Here is a 14,352-nt window from a genome sequence, read left to right as displayed (position 1 = left end):
CCCTATGCAAGTCTCGACTGAACACCGCTATGACATCGTCGCACGTTTGCTCCATTGGCTCGTCGTCGGGCTGGTTGCCGCGCAGTTCGTGATCGGCTGGACGATGCCGGACGTGCACCGCGATACGGTGCCGGACGGCGAAATCGCCTGGCACCTTGGCGTCGGCACCGCATTGCTCGCCGCGATGGTGTTGCGGGTGCTGTGGCGCGTGACTCACCCGTCGCCGCCGGACAATCTGCCGCCGCTGTTTCGCGTCGCTTCAAAAGTCACCCACCTTGCGCTGTACGTGCTGCTCGTGCTGGTGCCGCTGCTCGGCTGGATCAACGCTTCGTCGCGCACGTGGACGGTCCGCCTCGGCGGCCTTGTTTCGTTGCCTTCACTGTCGGCACCGGGCTCCTCGTTCGGGCATGCGATGGGCGATGTGCACGGCGTTCTCGCGTGGGTGCTTTTCGGTGTCATTTGCCTGCATATCGCTGCGGCAATGTTTCATCAGTTCGTCTCCGGCGACCGCGTTCTACAGCGCATGAAGATCTAGCGATCGCGCATAGCCAAAGCCGCGGCAACTCAACAAGGTCCCTCTCGATCTCCCGCCTTGCGCGTTCAAGCGCATGCGCGGGAATAAATCGGCGTGCGCGCTCGTTCTGGAGTCTGGAGAAAGCGCTCCGCGCAGGCAAGCATCAACCGCAACGCGGCATCAGCTTGCCCCACTACGCCGATGTAAATGCGACGCCGGTCATGCCGAGCGCGAAGTGCGATGCTGTCGCCCAGTTTCCGCAGTGGGCAGGGGTTCGTGCGCGCTGCGCATGACCGAATGCGGAACTGGCCGTCGGGGAGACGGACATGTCAAAGGCATTTGCAGGCGATGATGCCGCCCATCGGCTGACGGGTCGCATCTGGATGCTGGCGCTCGCCGTGCTTTGCCTTGTGGTTGCTCCAGTCGTTCGAGCGCTGCCTATCTTCGCCCGTCAAACAGGGCAAAGCTGCGTCGCGTGTCACGCGGGCGGACAGTTTCCTGAACTGACGCCGTACGGCCGAATGTTCAAGCTCAATGGCTATACCTTCGGCGAACGTACGGTTCCAATCGCCGTGATGGCGATGCTCGACATGACCAGGACGAGGCTCAACCACGATGCCAGCGGCAATATCGTGTCGCCTAAAGACGGTCTGCCGATATTCGATTCAGCCAGCATCTTCCTCGCCGGCAAGATCACCGACAGGATCGGTGCGTTCACGCAATTCACCTACTCGAACTACGACCATCAGGGAAGCGACGGACACTGGATCGGCCACTGGGCATCGGACAACATGGATTTCCGTTATGTGGACAGGATCATCGGGAACGCCAGCGACCTGATTCTCGGCACCACCCTGCACAACAATCCGACCGTGCAGGATGTGTGGAACAGTTCTCCGGCATGGAGTTACCCGTACATTTCCTCTTCGATCAGCACGGTCGGCTCACCCCAGTTTCTGCCGATCCTCGAAGGCACGCTCGCGCAGCAGGTCGTGGGTGCGGGCGGCTACCTGTACTGGAACCGGACAGTCTATGCGGAGGTGTCGCTGTATAGCACCGCTGATGGCATCTGGTCGTTCATGAGCAAGGGCAACAAGGCCGGCGACCCCAACCACCCGCAGATCTATCTGAAGGGTCAAAATCCGTACTGGCGTCTGGCCCTGACTCATGAGTGGGGTCCGCACAACGTCATGGTGGGGACCTTCGGCATCAATGCGAACGTCTATCCGAACGACGCGAACTCGATGCCGATCTTCACCCAGGGCGTCACCCGCTATCGCGACATCGGCGTGGATGCGCAGTATCAGTACATCCTCGAGCCGAACACCGTTACCGCACAGGCGCGCTACATCCATGAAAACATCAGCGACCCGAATAACTTCGTGTTTGGCAACAGCCAGTCAGCGAATCTCAATTCCTTACGCCTGAAAGCCTCGTACGTCTATCAGGCCAAATATGGCGTGAGCCTTTCGTTCTTCAACGTGACCGGCACCACGGATAGCGTGGCGTACGCCGGCAGCGCGAACTCGTCGCCGGCCACGCAAGGGTGGATGCCCGAGATCTTCTGGATTCCTGTGCAGAACATCCGCGTCGGTCTTCAATACACGCATTTCACCAAATACCTCGGCGCACGGTCGAATTACGACGGCCATGGACGCAATGCAAGCGACAACGACACGCTGTTTCTATACCTCTGGGCCGCGTACTGGTGACGGTATCGGCTCACGTTTTTTAGAAGGCCCATCGATGAAACATCCCGCGCATTCCATTGAGGATTCAACGTGCCGCTGGCCACGTGCGCGATTGATCCTCGTCGCGCTATCGCTCGGCGCAACCGGCTGCCACAACCTGGAGCAGTCCAGACAGATCGACAATCCCGCCGTCGCCGGAAGGACGATCGCATTGCAGGTGTGTTCGAATTGCCATAGCGTAAATGGCGTTTCGGTATCTCCCACGTTTCCGAAACTCGCGGGCCAACCACGGGAATACCTCGTCAATCAGCTAACGGACTTCAAGGCTCATGTGCGAAGCGACCCGAATGCCAGAAGATTCATGTGGGGCTTCACGCATCTGAGTGAAACGCAAATCGAGCAACTCGCCGCGTACTTCTCCAGCCAGCCGCCTCCGGTACCACGAGCGACGGCCGATCATCGGCTCATCGATTCGGGCAGGACGATCTTTTTGTTGGGCATTCCGGACAAAGGCGTACCGGCATGCAGTACCTGTCACGGCCAGCATGGGGAAGGGACAGGGGGATTTCCTCGCCTCGCCGGACAGTACGCGGATTACGTTGAAAAACAGATCCTGGTGTTCCGGAGCGCCGGGCTACGCCCGCGTGGCGAAGTGATGAAGACTATCTCCGACAACTTGTCGGATCGGGACATTCGAGCCGTTGCTGCCTTCATGGAGGCGTTTCCCGCAGAGGCTGAGGCGGCGGCCGATCCCGCTGTGGACCGCTAAACGGGCAGTCTTGCCATCGGGCTTATCGGCCAGTACGCGCCCGTCCGGTCGGAAACCAGCGCGGAAGCATGCCGACCAGGACGTCGTCTTTAAGGAGGACATGATGAACAATAGCCGCGAATGCGTGGAACCCTGCAAGCCACATAATGGCGTCGCCGAGCCATGTGTGAAGCGATGAGATGGCTGAGCCTGCTGCATGCGATGTACTGAGTAAAGACGGAATCTCGTGACCACCGATGAGCGTCAGAGGATGCCCTTCGAGCCACGCGCCCGAGATGGCGGTAAGCGGTAAGGCGAGGAGAAGCAGATACAGCAACCACTGAACGGTTGTTGCCAGAACAGCCATCCAGCGAGACATCGGAGGTGTCTCAGGTTGGGTGTCGAACGCCCGCCACAGCAGGCGGATGAGGGTGAGCGCGAACACGCATAGACCCAAGGTCTCGTGCAATTGCCGGTCGAAATCGTGCGCCGCAGAATAAACGCGCTGCTCATGTCCGCCGGGCCCATACATGAACGTTACGAGCACGACTATCGCCGTGCACCAGTGAAGGAATTGGGCAATCGAACCGTAGCTGGTGGCAGAGCTTTTCACAATAGCGTCTCCCCTATCCGACCTTCGACGAACGCCAGGCACTAGCACAGGCCGTACGCTGGCATGCTGGATTCGAGAATGAATTCTACGCTCAAACTCTGCGCGTTTTTCTCTGGTGACTGTTGAACGTTCTCCGTCGAACGGCCGGTCGTCGAAACTACGGCCGAAGCAGCTTGATTCTCAAGTTCTTCGTCTCGCTGCCGATACCTTCACTGAGGAGACAATAGCCCGGTTACCGCGCGCAATAACCGGTAAAAGATGCTGACGCACAGCCATGCCGCCGTCGAGTATCAATGTTCTGCACTCACGCGCGCTGATTCTGAATCGATGCAATATATTTCAAGCTTCGGCATCGCTGGCGTCATAGGCCGGTGGAGGCGGCGACATGGCGTCGACCGGCAACTGATCATCACCGTCGCACTGGTGTTGACCGGCCTCGTCATTTTCGCTGTCGGCATTGGTTACACGCTGATATGGCACGAGCGGTCCGTTGCAGAGCGCATTCACGCGCTGCGTGCCCGCGATGACATCGAAACGCTGCAAGCAGTGCATATTCAGGCGAACGCCGACTTCCTGGTGGGGCTCGACAGTGCACGGGTGGCATCCTTCGCGTGGCCGGTGCAGCGTGTCGTGCTGGCCGCCACCTGCTTCGACCGGCTGGAACAAAGTTACGCGAGCGACCCGCGAAGCCAACTGGCGGTACGGCGTCTGCGCGGTGAGACGGCCGGCTGGGCGTGGCTTCTGGCCGACATCGCGGTACGTGCGCACGTCGCGGATGGCCACGCCTCGGTGGACAGCCCCGAGCTGCTCGCAGCGAACCGCATGCTGGCGAACATCGTCACCGAGCTGGTGACCCTCCGCGACGCGCAGACCGCTTCCCTGAGGGCTGCATCCGACAGCGCGACGCGCCACCTGGTGATAGAACGGACCGTGCTTGCGACCACGGCGCTGGCGGCCTGTTTTCTCTTTTGCTATGCATTGATTGCTCACTATCGCGCCCGTCTCGCGCGGCAAAGCGCGCGCGTCATCGCATCAGAAAGCGAGCGCCGGTTCCGTCAGTACTTCGATCATCATCCACTGCCGATGTTGATTTTCGACGTCGAGACGCTATCGATTCTCGCTGCGAACCGCGCCGCCGCATCCCAGTACGGACGCACGCGCCGTCAGCTATGCTCGCTCGACATGGCCGCCCTGTATGCGCAAGCCGACCTGCCGTCATTTCTGCGCGATCTGCACGCGCAGCTGGCTGCGGCCACCACCAGCGGCTCGGCCGGTGTATGCCGGCATCGGCACAGCGACGGCACGCCCGTCTACGTCGAACTGTCGTACCACTTCCTCACCTATGGCCGTCATCGAGCGTGCTTCATCACGGCCGTCGACGTCACGGAGCGAAAGAATGCCGAACTCGCGCTATTGCTGCGAAGCCGTGCACTCGACGCGATCGGCAACGGCGTGCTCATCACGCGACCCGATCCGAGCGGCGACGTGGTCGAATACGCGAACCCGGCATTCGAGAAAATAACTGGCTATGCGCGCCCGCAGAATGCAGGCGATCACTCAGCGCGGCCGGAAACACCCGGATTGTGGCAACAGATCGGTACGGCGATTGCCGGGAAACGCGAGGCCACCACGCTGACGAAAAGCCGTCGCGCGAACGGAACGGAGTTCTGGTATCAGCTATACGTTGCACAGGTAAGCGACGAGTCGGAAAAGGTTACGCATCACATCAGCGTGGTGAGCGACCTGACGGAGCTCATCGAATCGCGCGATCTGCTGGTCAGGCAGGCGCGCCGCGATGCGCTGACGGACTTGCCGAACCGCGTGACGCTGCGTGAACTGATCGACACGGCGATCTTCGAGGGTCACGAGTTCGCGCTGCTGTTCATCGACCTCGATCATTTCAAGGACATCAACGACAGCCTGGGCCACGGCGCCGGCGATCGCCTGTTGCAGGAAGTTGCGCGGCGGCTGTCGGCCTCGGTCGGATCGGATGGCGTGGTCACCCGCTATGGCGGCGACGAGTTCGTGACGATGCTGAAGGGTTCCACCGGCGATGCCGAACTCTGCGCGCTGTTGGCGCGCGTGACGCAAACGCTGGACGAACCGGTGCAAATCGACGACATGCAACTGCGGGTCCGGATGAGCGTTGGGGTCAGTTGCTATCCGCAGGACGGCACAGACTGCGAAACCCTGCTGAAACACGCCGACCTCGCGATGTATCGCGTCAAGGCAGGCGGGCGTAACGGCGTCGAGCGATTTGCGCCTTCCCTCGCACATGAAGCGGCTCAGCGCATCGCGCTATCCCACAAGCTGCGCAATGCCGTCGAGCAGAACGGCTTCGAGCTGGTGTACCAGCCGCAAGTGGACATACGCAGTTACCGGCTGAGCGGAGTCGAGGCGCTGATCCGATGGCACGACGCGGACTTCGGCACGGTCAGCCCGACGACGTTCATTCCCTTGGCCGAAGACATCGGTTTGATCGCGCCAATCGGAGAATGGGTGCTGCAAACTGCCTGTGTACAGGCAAAGCGCTGGGAAGAAGTGCTGCCGGGGCTGCGCATGTCGGTCAACGTGTCGCCGAGCCAGCTTACGTTGAGCGATTTCGGCGCAGTCGTGCGCCGTGCTCTTGCCGCGTCGCAATTGGCCGCGAACCGGCTGGAACTGGAGATTACCGAAGGAGGTCTGGTTGCCCCTGGCGCCCTGCCCACGCTGCGCGCGCTGCACGACATTGGCGTGTCCATAGCGATCGACGACTTTGGCGCCGGTTACTCGAGCCTGGCTTATCTGCGCAGCTTCCACGCCGACCGTCTGAAGATCGACATGTCGTTCATCCGCGGCATTGGCAGCAGTCGTGCGGATGAGACGATCATCGGTGCGATCATCGCACTTGCCCGCAACCTGCGTTTCGAAGTCGTCGCGGAAGGCGTCGAACGAGCGGAGCAACTGGCTTTTCTTGCCGAGGCCGGCTGCGAGATCGTTCAGGGATACTACTTCGCCGCGCCACTGCCAGCGGCGAATGTTCCAGCCTACGCGGCGAGTCTGCTCGGCGAGTCGCACGAGTTGCAGAACACCGCGTCGTGAGAGCCCCGCACGCGACGGCTTCACTTCGGCTTTGCGACGCCAAAGAGCGGCGCCTCGCCGCTCTTTGGCGCGTCGCCTTTAGCGCGGATCCGACAGCGTCTGATTGAGCGTCTGCCCAGCGATGATCACGTTCTGCAACGTGATGTCGTGCACGTTGTAGAGGTAGATCGGTCCCGGCGTGCTGGCGCTAGCAGGCCCCGCGGCAGCGGGCGTGCCGAAATCACAGTTGGAAATCGTCACTCCGGTGATTGCCGGGACGGTCGGCGCAGGCGCCGGACCGTTGTAGTCGAACGCGACTGGACCTTGTGCAACGATGGCCTGGAAACACGAATAGTTGCATGACAAGTCTGGAGGAGTAAAGACAAGATCAGCGGCAGTTACACATGGTGGATACCCTTACTGAATGTCTCCTGCATACCCAAGACGCGGCAGGAAGTAGCTGGCGGCATTCAGAGGATTCCCGATTCTTTTGGAATTTCGCGCCAGACGGTTCGACTAGAATGATTTCGACGCGCGGCTCCGCATTCGATGCACCACACCCGTCAACAGGTATCGCGATGAACAACGGCAGGCTCGTATTACATGCGCGATGGCATCGCTGGCAGCGCGACGCGCGCGCCTCGTCGCCGCAGTCCGCTGTCACTGGGTTCAGCGCTTTGCAGCCAGACGATCGATGAAACCGCGATCCGCCGACTGCACTGCTGTCCTGATGATCGCGTCGTGCGTTGCGGCCATCATGCAGACCTCGCCCGCAGCGGCACAGGCATGGCGCGATGTCGCGCCTCAACCCCCCCCGCAGGCGCCGCGAAGCGCGCCGCCGCCCTCCTTCCCGGAAAGCCAGGCGGACTCCGCACGGATCGCAGTCGAGCGGCTTGCCGGGCTCGTCTTCGAACCGGCCGGTGAGCACGCGACGGCATCACCGACGCAGCAACAACGCATCGTCGCGCAAGGACTGCCCGTACTCGACGACGCGTTCCTGCAGAGCTTCGCCACGGACCTGGACAAGCCGCTGACTTTCGGCCGCCTCGCCGAAATTCGCCGCGCGGTGGTCGCGCGGTATCGGGCGGCGGGAAAGCCACTCGTCGACGTCTACGTGCCGGAACAGGACGTCAGCTCGGGGGTCGTGTGTATCGCCGTTGCGGAATTCAAGCTCGGGCGGGTTCATGCCAGCGGCAACAGCTACTTTTCGAGCAGGCTTCTCGAACGTGAAATGCCGCTCGAACCCGGCGCACCGATCCCGCAAGCGACGATCTCGAAGGGACTCGCTGTGCTGAACGCGAATCCTTATCGACGGGTCGATGCAGTGTTTGCACCCGGTGAAGCAGCGGACACGACCGACGTCGTGCTGCAAACCGAAGACCGTCTGCCGTTTCGGGTCAGCGCGGGTTACGACAATGAAGGCGTGCCGGACCTCGGCCGTGACCGGTTCTTTGCGGGCATCGGCTACGGCAACCTGTTCGGGCTCGATCAGCAGATCGCCTATCAATTCACGGCCAGCAACGATTTTTTCAGCGGCAATCCGGATATCGAAGGCCGCCCGAACCGCGCCCGCTTCACCGCGCACGCGCTGAACTACGCAGCGCCGCTGCCCTGGCTCGACACGATCGAGTTGTTCGGCGTGTACGCGCAGAGCACGCCCCGCCTGCCCGACACGTATGGGCAAACGGGCATTTCCGCGCAGCTTAGCTTCCGTTATGACTTGCGATTGCCGACCATCACGGACACGACCCAGCTCGTCCAGATCGGATACGACTTCAAGCGGAGCAACAACGATCTGGAATTCGGCGGCTCCCAGGTTTTCAACTCGAACACGCACATCCATCAGTTCGTGTTGGCTTACAACATCAGCAAACCGACCGAGGCGGGCACGGCGCATGCCGCGGCGACACTCGTCGCCAGTCCGGGTGGATGGGATGGCAGCAACCAGGACGCGGCATTCAACGCCGCGCGGCAGGGCGCGACCGCCCGCTACATCTATATGCAGTTGACTGCGTCGCGCGCCACCGCGCTTGGGGCGGGCTTCACACTGGTCACGAACGGAACGTTGCAGTGGACGCCGAACACGTTATTGCCGAGCGAGGAGATGGGGCTCGGCGGGGAGTCCAGTGTGCGAGGCTACGACCCGTACGTGACGCTCGGCGATCGCGGCTGGAACATCCAGACCGAGGTGCGCACGCCTGCGATCGCTCTCGGCGCGAGCAACGCAGTCGTGCAACCCTTTGTGTTTTTCGATGCCGGCCGCGTATGGACCACCATCGATCAGCCAGCGGAGAACAATCCCGGTCTGCTCGCGGGCGTCGGCGCCGGCGTGCGCTTCCAATGGTCGAGATTCGTCGATTTTCGCTGCACCTACGGCGCGCCATTACGCTCGGCGACGCCGAATGGTTCGAAGGCACCGATCGTGCTCTTGTACGTGTCGCTCGGAACATGAGCCATCGACACGTCATCTCCCGACAGTCGACGACGGCTGAGCGCTAGTCTCACTGCGCGCCCCGTTGCTCGTCGGCGCGGCCTTCGTCTTGCCGTTTCGCCCCTTCCACGCTTTCAATCGGATGACCCGCGGCGCCGAAGCCGCGTTCGATGTCCGTCGCGATGCCTCGGCCGGCCGGCGCGTCGAGTGCCGGCGGGCCGTCGTCCGGAAGCGACGGCGCCACGTCCGCGACGCCACGCGAAGCGCGCCGCTTAGCCGGCTTCGCATCGAACCACGCGATGTCGCGGCGCAAGCCGACCACGTAGGCACGCCAGCCCCGCGGATGGTCACTGAACAGGGACGCGCGCACGGATGCAGCCAGCGCGTCCCGGTCGAGCGGGTTGTCAAGCAACTGTTGCGGCCACAGGCAGAAGGCGTGAAGCGCACGGGTTCTGAACGCGTCCACGGGCATATCAGGGCGCAGCTGCGCGAGCAGCGGCTCGTCATCGAGAATCGGGTATCGCGCGATCAGCTCGCCAATGGTTGCCGCGCCCGGCGCCATATCGTCGAGCCGAACGATCAATTGCATCACGCGCCCCAGATGAAGCAGCAGCGTGCGCCTTTCGAGTGCGTCTTCCATGATTTGCGGTGCCTTCGATCAAGACAGTCGAATCGCATCCGGTCAATCGCGTCGTCCTGTTGGCCGCTGTCCGACCGGCGTTCCACTTACAAGCCTACGGCGCCTCGCCGCGCGGATGTTGATCCGGGTCAATGCGTGCATCGGGTCGGCGTCACGCGCGGTTCTTCTCTTCGATGTGGGGCTGGCGATCCGTCACCAGCGATAGCTCGGTCAGAAGTCCAGCCAGCGCCTCGAGCAGATCGTCGAGCGACACGATGCCGGTAAGCGCGCCAGCGCTGTCCACGACCGGCAGGCGCCGCACGCCGTTCAGACGCATGCGCGAGGCGGCAAGCCAGAGATTGTCCCCCTCGGCGACGAGCGCGGGCGGTGACGACATCACGTCGTTCACGAAGATCTTCTCGGGGTTGGCCTGCTTGGCCACGATCGCCAGCACGATGTCGCGATCGGTCAGCATCCCGACAGGCACGCTGTGTCCGCCGATCGTCTCCACCACCACGAGGTCGCCGACATGCTGTTCGCGCATCAGCTGCGCGGCTTCGAGAACCGTCGCTTGCCGTCGGCAGACGGTGACGTCCCGCGTACAAATGGTTCCTGAATTCACGATACATGCCCCAGGTTCGACACGGCCTGCCGCCGTGTATCCGTTCGCTGCACCGTCACCCGACTGAGTCCGAGCTCTGCTCGGGCTCCCAACCGCGCGCCGCAGCGAGACACGCGCGGACTTCTTCATCGGTCGTCTGGTCGAAATTCACATAGAACCCGCTGATCCCCATCAGCAGGTCCGGCTGCAATACGCTGACGAACGCGTCCGCGATTCCTTCGAATGACATCGCCGCATCGGATTGCGACACCGGGACCGCCACCACGATCCGGGCAGGATGTCTGCCACGGAGCGCGTCGATCGCCGCATGCATCGAGGCCCCCGTCGCGATGCCGTCGTCGACCACGATCACCGTCTTGCCCTGCACTGCCGCCGGGGGGCTGTCCCCACGGTACGCCACTTCCCTGCGCGCGAGTTCCGCCCTTTCGCGCGCGATCACAGCGGTCAATTGGGCGTCACTGATTTGCAGTTCGCGAAGTACCGACCGTTCCAGGTGAAGGGCGCCCCCGGAGGCGATGGCGCCCATCGCCAGTTCCTCGTCTTGAGGCGCGCCAAGCTTTCTGACGACGAGAACGTCGAGCTTCGCACGCAACTCCCGCGCGACTTCGAACGCGACCGGCACGCCGCCGCGCGGCAGGGCCAGCACGACCAGATCGCCGCGCCCCTGATAGTCGCGCAGCGCGTGGGCCAGCTGTCTGCCAGCGTCGGCGCGGTCGCGAAACCGGTTGCCCATCACTTTTCCTCCCTCGCCACGCCGGGGCGCGTTGCCTCGGTCACTATGCCATCGATCGGCAGCATCAAGCGTACCTCGACGCAGGGCAATCAAAGCGCATTTCGATTGACGTAGGTCAGTAGTTGATCGGAACCCGTGGCTGATCATGAATACCGACAACACGCGAGACCCGGAGGCCGACGATGTTCTCCAACATTCTGGTCGCGGTGGACGGCAGCGAGAGCGCCGCCCAGGCGTTCGAGACAGCGCTGCAGTTCGCCTCTGATACCGGCGCGCGCTTGCATCCGTTGTTCGTCATCGATTTGCCGGTCATGCTTCCTGAAGTGCCGGGCATCAACGCGGCAGCCATGCGCGAGTCGCTCAGGCAGGACGGCGAACGGATCATGAAGCACTGCGTCGGGACCATGGCGCGGCACGGTGTGCAGGGCACGCCAGAAATCGATGATCTCGTGCGCCCCGAGGAGGACGTCGCCCACCGCATCGAAGTCGCCGCGGCGAAGCTGCAGGCCGATGTCATCGTGATAGGCACGCACGGTCGACGCGGCCCCGGCTACGCACCGCTGGGTAGCGTGGCCGAACAGATACTGCGCAGCACCACACGCCCGGTGCTGGCAATTCCCGCGCGCCGAACCGCGCCAGTCTCCGAGGAGCAGACGGACGCCGCCGCCACGACACATTCAGGTATCGGGCAATCTCGGGGCTGACCACGTGCACTGCATGATCCGCAAAACAGACAATGGATGCCGTCATGAATGGAGAAGTTACCGAACTCCGTGATCATGCATTCGCCTGCGCCGCGGACACGACTGCGCGTAGCGACGCGCAATCGCCGGAGCTGTCCGCGGCGCTGCGCTACGAAGCCGCCACACGGGCCCGGGTCGCCATATCACATCGACGTCTGCTGCGGCAACGCGCGCTTGTGCATGGACTTGCCGTTGGCAGAGTCGATCAACCCATTGCGCGACACTGCCTGCAAGGACTGGAAGACTCTTTTTATGTATTGAGCCTGATCTGGGAGATGCGCCTTCACAAGCTCGACGCGCTGCTCGACAGCGAGGCCCAGTGGCGTGACCGAAGCGACCCTGTTCACATCGGCGTGAATGGGACCGGATACTCCAGATGATCCTTTACTTCTTTTACGCCTGGCGCGCGCGCGGCGGCGGCGAGGATCGCCTGGCGCTCTTCCTCGGAGCGTATCGGCCCCCAGCAATGAGCGACGCCATCCGTGACGATCAGGTCGTCGGCGTCCAGCGCCCAACGCTGTCCTTCGAGTTCCTTCAGGATCGCGGCGCGAATCTGCTCGTCCGACGGTTGCGAATCGAGCTGCGCGGGCGCGCAACTCGCGAGCGCGCGCACCAGATTGGCCCTGCTGACGATGCCGACGAGCTTGCCGTCGCGCAAGACGGGTAGACGCTTGATGTGCTTGCGCCCGAGCAGTTCGGCGACCGCCGTCAGCGGCGCGGATTCATCGACGGTGACGGCCGGGGCGCTCATCACGTCACGCACCCGAATCGAACGCTCCTTCAGATACTCGACCGCGAGTTGACGCGTAGGCGCGATGAACTGGGCGAGCCACGAGCGCCGCGGCGTTTCGGTGCCGGTTTCGACACGCCGGAGCAGATCGCCCTCGCTGACGATGCCAATCACGCTGCCTTTGTCGTCGAGAACGGGCATGCCGCTGATCTTGCTGTCGGCCAGCAGCTTTGCCGCGTCGTAGACCGAGCTGTCCGGTGCGATCGACACGACCTGGGTCGTCATGATGTCCGAGGCTTGCATAGTGATCTCCATATCGAGTGCCTTGCGCTGCCGCACATCGATGCAGGCTGGCACGAGGCGACGCAATGGACAGGCGCTGAAGGACGCGTCGCCGTGTTCCCTTCGGCACCCACTTCGAATCCGCTCGCCCGGCGTGTCGACCCGTCGTTGCAACGCGTCGATTCCGCCGCGCGATCCGCGTATCGCAAAGAACCGGCCACTGATGATCAGCCCCCGGTTCCAGTACAGCCCAATGATCGATGCGCAGCGGCCGGCAATCGTTGACCTGCATCAAGCCCGCCCCCGCTGACCAACCGATGATGCAGCAATCGGTTACCGGCCGCCCGCCCCCCGAGATTCGCCGCAAAACGCGATGCTGAACGCTGCCGCGAATTCGTCGAGCCGCCCGCGATCGAGCCCATCGATACCCGCGGCAGCGACCCTGCCGTTTCCGCCGAACTTTCTGCAAAGGACGTCGGCGCCTCGCGGGCAATCGAGCGGAGCCCGTACGCTGCCCGTGTATCGGCCATCGGCGCCGGCTGTCAGTACAGCGTGCGCTCGCGCCGGGTCGCGTCGCGCGACGAGATTCGCGAAATCGCCTCGCACGCGCCGCGCCCACGCCGCGTCGGGAAGAATGTGCAGCGTTGCATTGGCGAGCCGCCGGACTTCCACTTGTCCCAACGCCAGTTCGAGGTCTTCCGTGCGCCGCGCCTGCAGTTCGGGCAACACGCTGGTCGACGCAATGAATTCGAGCGGGTCCGCATAGGGTTGGATTGCGCGGTACATGTCGACGGGATCGATGGCAAGATCGGCGACGCTATCCCCGTACGCGTTGTAGTTGATCGCTTCGCCAAGTTCGCGCAGTTTGCGCTCGTCGGACGGGTTCATCGCGCACGCAGCGGCGGCCCGGTGCGCTGCCGGATGCAGATTGTCGCCATAGGCCGCGACCACCGCCCAGCGCGTGTACCGGCCTTGCAGATGGCGGTCCACGAGCAGCGCCGTGCAGATATCCGGTGAGGTATCGATATGCGTCGTCAGCAATGCGTTTGCGGGTATCGGGCCCGAGTAATGATGATCGAAATAGTCGATCTTTACGCCAAGAGCCAGCAACGCGACGAGTGGAGCGCGGTTCGCATCGAGCGAAATATCCAGCACCGTCACGCTGTCGCCCGGCCGCGCGTTCGCGCGGTGCAGCAGCGTGACCTCGCGCTTGGCTCCGGTGATGAGGATGGTGTCGGCAGGCTCGGCGAGCCGCAACTGATGCAGCGCGCAAATGCCGTCGGCATCGCCATTGAAAATATCGAATCGCTTCATCCGCTACTCCACCCGCGCGTCGCTGCCACGATCGCACGCGGTTCGACCGGGGTCAAACGGTGCTCCCGCGCCACTTCATATGGAAGCGTACGCCGGTCTCGTGCGCTTGACCGCCTCGTCGATACAGATCAAGCCGGTTACCATACGCGATGACTTAAATGAGTAGACGATTTTGGCTCGCACGCAAGGCGCGCGCCGTCCGTCCCACTACGTGGAGGTCAACCGTGTCGAATCAGACGCTCGTGTTTCTCC

Annotated in this window: 13 protein-coding genes and 1 pseudogene; 7 read left to right on the top strand and 7 right to left on the bottom strand. The window is 62.8% G+C overall.

Going from position 1 to position 14,352, the window contains the following annotated elements:
* Positions 1-4: 4 nt before the first annotated feature.
* The 3 genes from VSR82_RS17705 (at position 5) to VSR82_RS17695 (ending at position 2,974) form a co-directional block, all read left to right on the top strand.
* Complete coding sequence (locus VSR82_RS17705; RefSeq protein WP_176385292.1) at positions 5-535, top strand: cytochrome b; 531 nt, start codon at positions 5-7, stop codon at positions 533-535.
* A 305-nt stretch (positions 536-840) separates the two neighbouring features.
* Positions 841-2,226, top strand: a complete 1,386-nt coding sequence (locus VSR82_RS17700; RefSeq protein ID WP_429462434.1) for a cytochrome C — start codon at positions 841-843, stop codon at positions 2,224-2,226.
* A 34-nt stretch (positions 2,227-2,260) separates the two neighbouring features.
* Positions 2,261-2,974, top strand: coding sequence for a c-type cytochrome (locus tag VSR82_RS17695; RefSeq protein WP_368586430.1), 714 nt, complete (start codon positions 2,261-2,263; stop codon positions 2,972-2,974).
* A 22-nt stretch (positions 2,975-2,996) separates the two neighbouring features.
* Here the strand turns inward: VSR82_RS17695 and VSR82_RS17690 are convergent, their stop codons facing one another.
* Entirely contained in the window at positions 2,997-3,566 is a 570-nt protein-coding gene (locus VSR82_RS17690; RefSeq protein WP_368586431.1) for a cytochrome b, read from the bottom strand.
* Between the two features lie 327 nt (positions 3,567-3,893).
* Here VSR82_RS17690 and VSR82_RS17685 point away from each other — a divergent pair, with 327 nt between their 5' ends.
* Positions 3,894-6,647 carry a putative bifunctional diguanylate cyclase/phosphodiesterase gene (locus VSR82_RS17685; protein WP_429462437.1) on the top strand — a complete coding sequence of 918 codons (2,754 nt, stop codon included), beginning with the start codon at positions 3,894-3,896 and terminating at the stop codon, positions 6,645-6,647.
* Between the two features lie 78 nt (positions 6,648-6,725).
* Here VSR82_RS17685 and VSR82_RS17680 read toward each other — a convergent pair.
* Positions 6,726-6,977 (bottom strand): annotated as a pseudogene (locus tag VSR82_RS17680) (endopolygalacturonase); the annotation flags it as partial.
* Positions 6,978-7,356: 379 nt separating this feature from the next.
* On the opposite strand from VSR82_RS17680, the gene VSR82_RS17675 reads away from it, so the two are divergent.
* A complete protein-coding gene (locus VSR82_RS17675; protein WP_498857980.1) occupies positions 7,357-9,078 on the top strand; it encodes a ShlB/FhaC/HecB family hemolysin secretion/activation protein in 1,722 nt (573 codons plus the stop codon).
* Positions 9,079-9,127: 49 nt separating this feature from the next.
* Here the strand turns inward: VSR82_RS17675 and VSR82_RS17670 are convergent, their stop codons facing one another.
* The 3 genes from VSR82_RS17670 to VSR82_RS17660 form a co-directional block, all read right to left on the bottom strand.
* A complete protein-coding gene (locus tag VSR82_RS17670; RefSeq protein WP_429462439.1) occupies positions 9,128-9,697 on the bottom strand; it encodes a hypothetical protein in 570 nt (189 codons plus the stop codon).
* Between the two features lie 151 nt (positions 9,698-9,848).
* Positions 9,849-10,298, bottom strand: coding sequence for a CBS domain-containing protein (locus VSR82_RS17665; protein ID WP_429462441.1), 450 nt, complete (start codon positions 10,296-10,298; stop codon positions 9,849-9,851).
* Positions 10,299-10,353: 55 nt separating this feature from the next.
* Positions 10,354-11,031: a phosphoribosyltransferase gene (locus VSR82_RS17660; protein WP_429462443.1), complete on the bottom strand. Its 678-nt coding sequence runs from the start codon at positions 11,029-11,031 to the stop codon at positions 10,354-10,356.
* Between the two features lie 182 nt (positions 11,032-11,213).
* Between VSR82_RS17660 and VSR82_RS17655 the strand changes: the two genes are divergently transcribed.
* Positions 11,214-11,735 (top strand): universal stress protein, encoded by a 522-nt coding sequence (locus VSR82_RS17655; protein ID WP_429462445.1) that lies wholly within the window; start codon positions 11,214-11,216, stop codon positions 11,733-11,735.
* 32 nt (positions 11,736-11,767) lie between these two features.
* Positions 11,768-12,154: a hypothetical protein gene (locus VSR82_RS17650; protein ID WP_368586437.1), complete on the top strand. Its 387-nt coding sequence runs from the start codon at positions 11,768-11,770 to the stop codon at positions 12,152-12,154.
* On the opposite strand, the gene VSR82_RS17645 is transcribed toward VSR82_RS17650, so the two are convergent.
* Together VSR82_RS17645 and VSR82_RS17640 are read right to left on the bottom strand one after the other, a co-directional pair.
* The gene (locus VSR82_RS17645; protein ID WP_368586438.1) at positions 12,118-12,807 is read right to left on the bottom strand and encodes a CBS domain-containing protein; all 690 of its coding nucleotides are present in this window, start codon (positions 12,805-12,807) and stop codon (positions 12,118-12,120) included. The two genes, VSR82_RS17650 and VSR82_RS17645, sit on opposite strands and share 37 nt — an antisense overlap.
* A gap of 312 nt (positions 12,808-13,119) precedes the next feature.
* Complete coding sequence (locus VSR82_RS17640; RefSeq protein ID WP_429462447.1) at positions 13,120-14,100, bottom strand: acetyltransferase; 981 nt, start codon at positions 14,098-14,100, stop codon at positions 13,120-13,122.
* Between the last annotated feature and the right edge of the window lie 252 nt (positions 14,101-14,352).

Source organism: Burkholderia sp. JPY481 (assembly GCF_038900515.1).
In the GTDB taxonomy this organism is placed as follows: domain Bacteria; phylum Pseudomonadota; class Gammaproteobacteria; order Burkholderiales; family Burkholderiaceae; genus Paraburkholderia; species Paraburkholderia youngii.
This window is presented reverse-complemented; position numbering and strand designations above follow the sequence as displayed.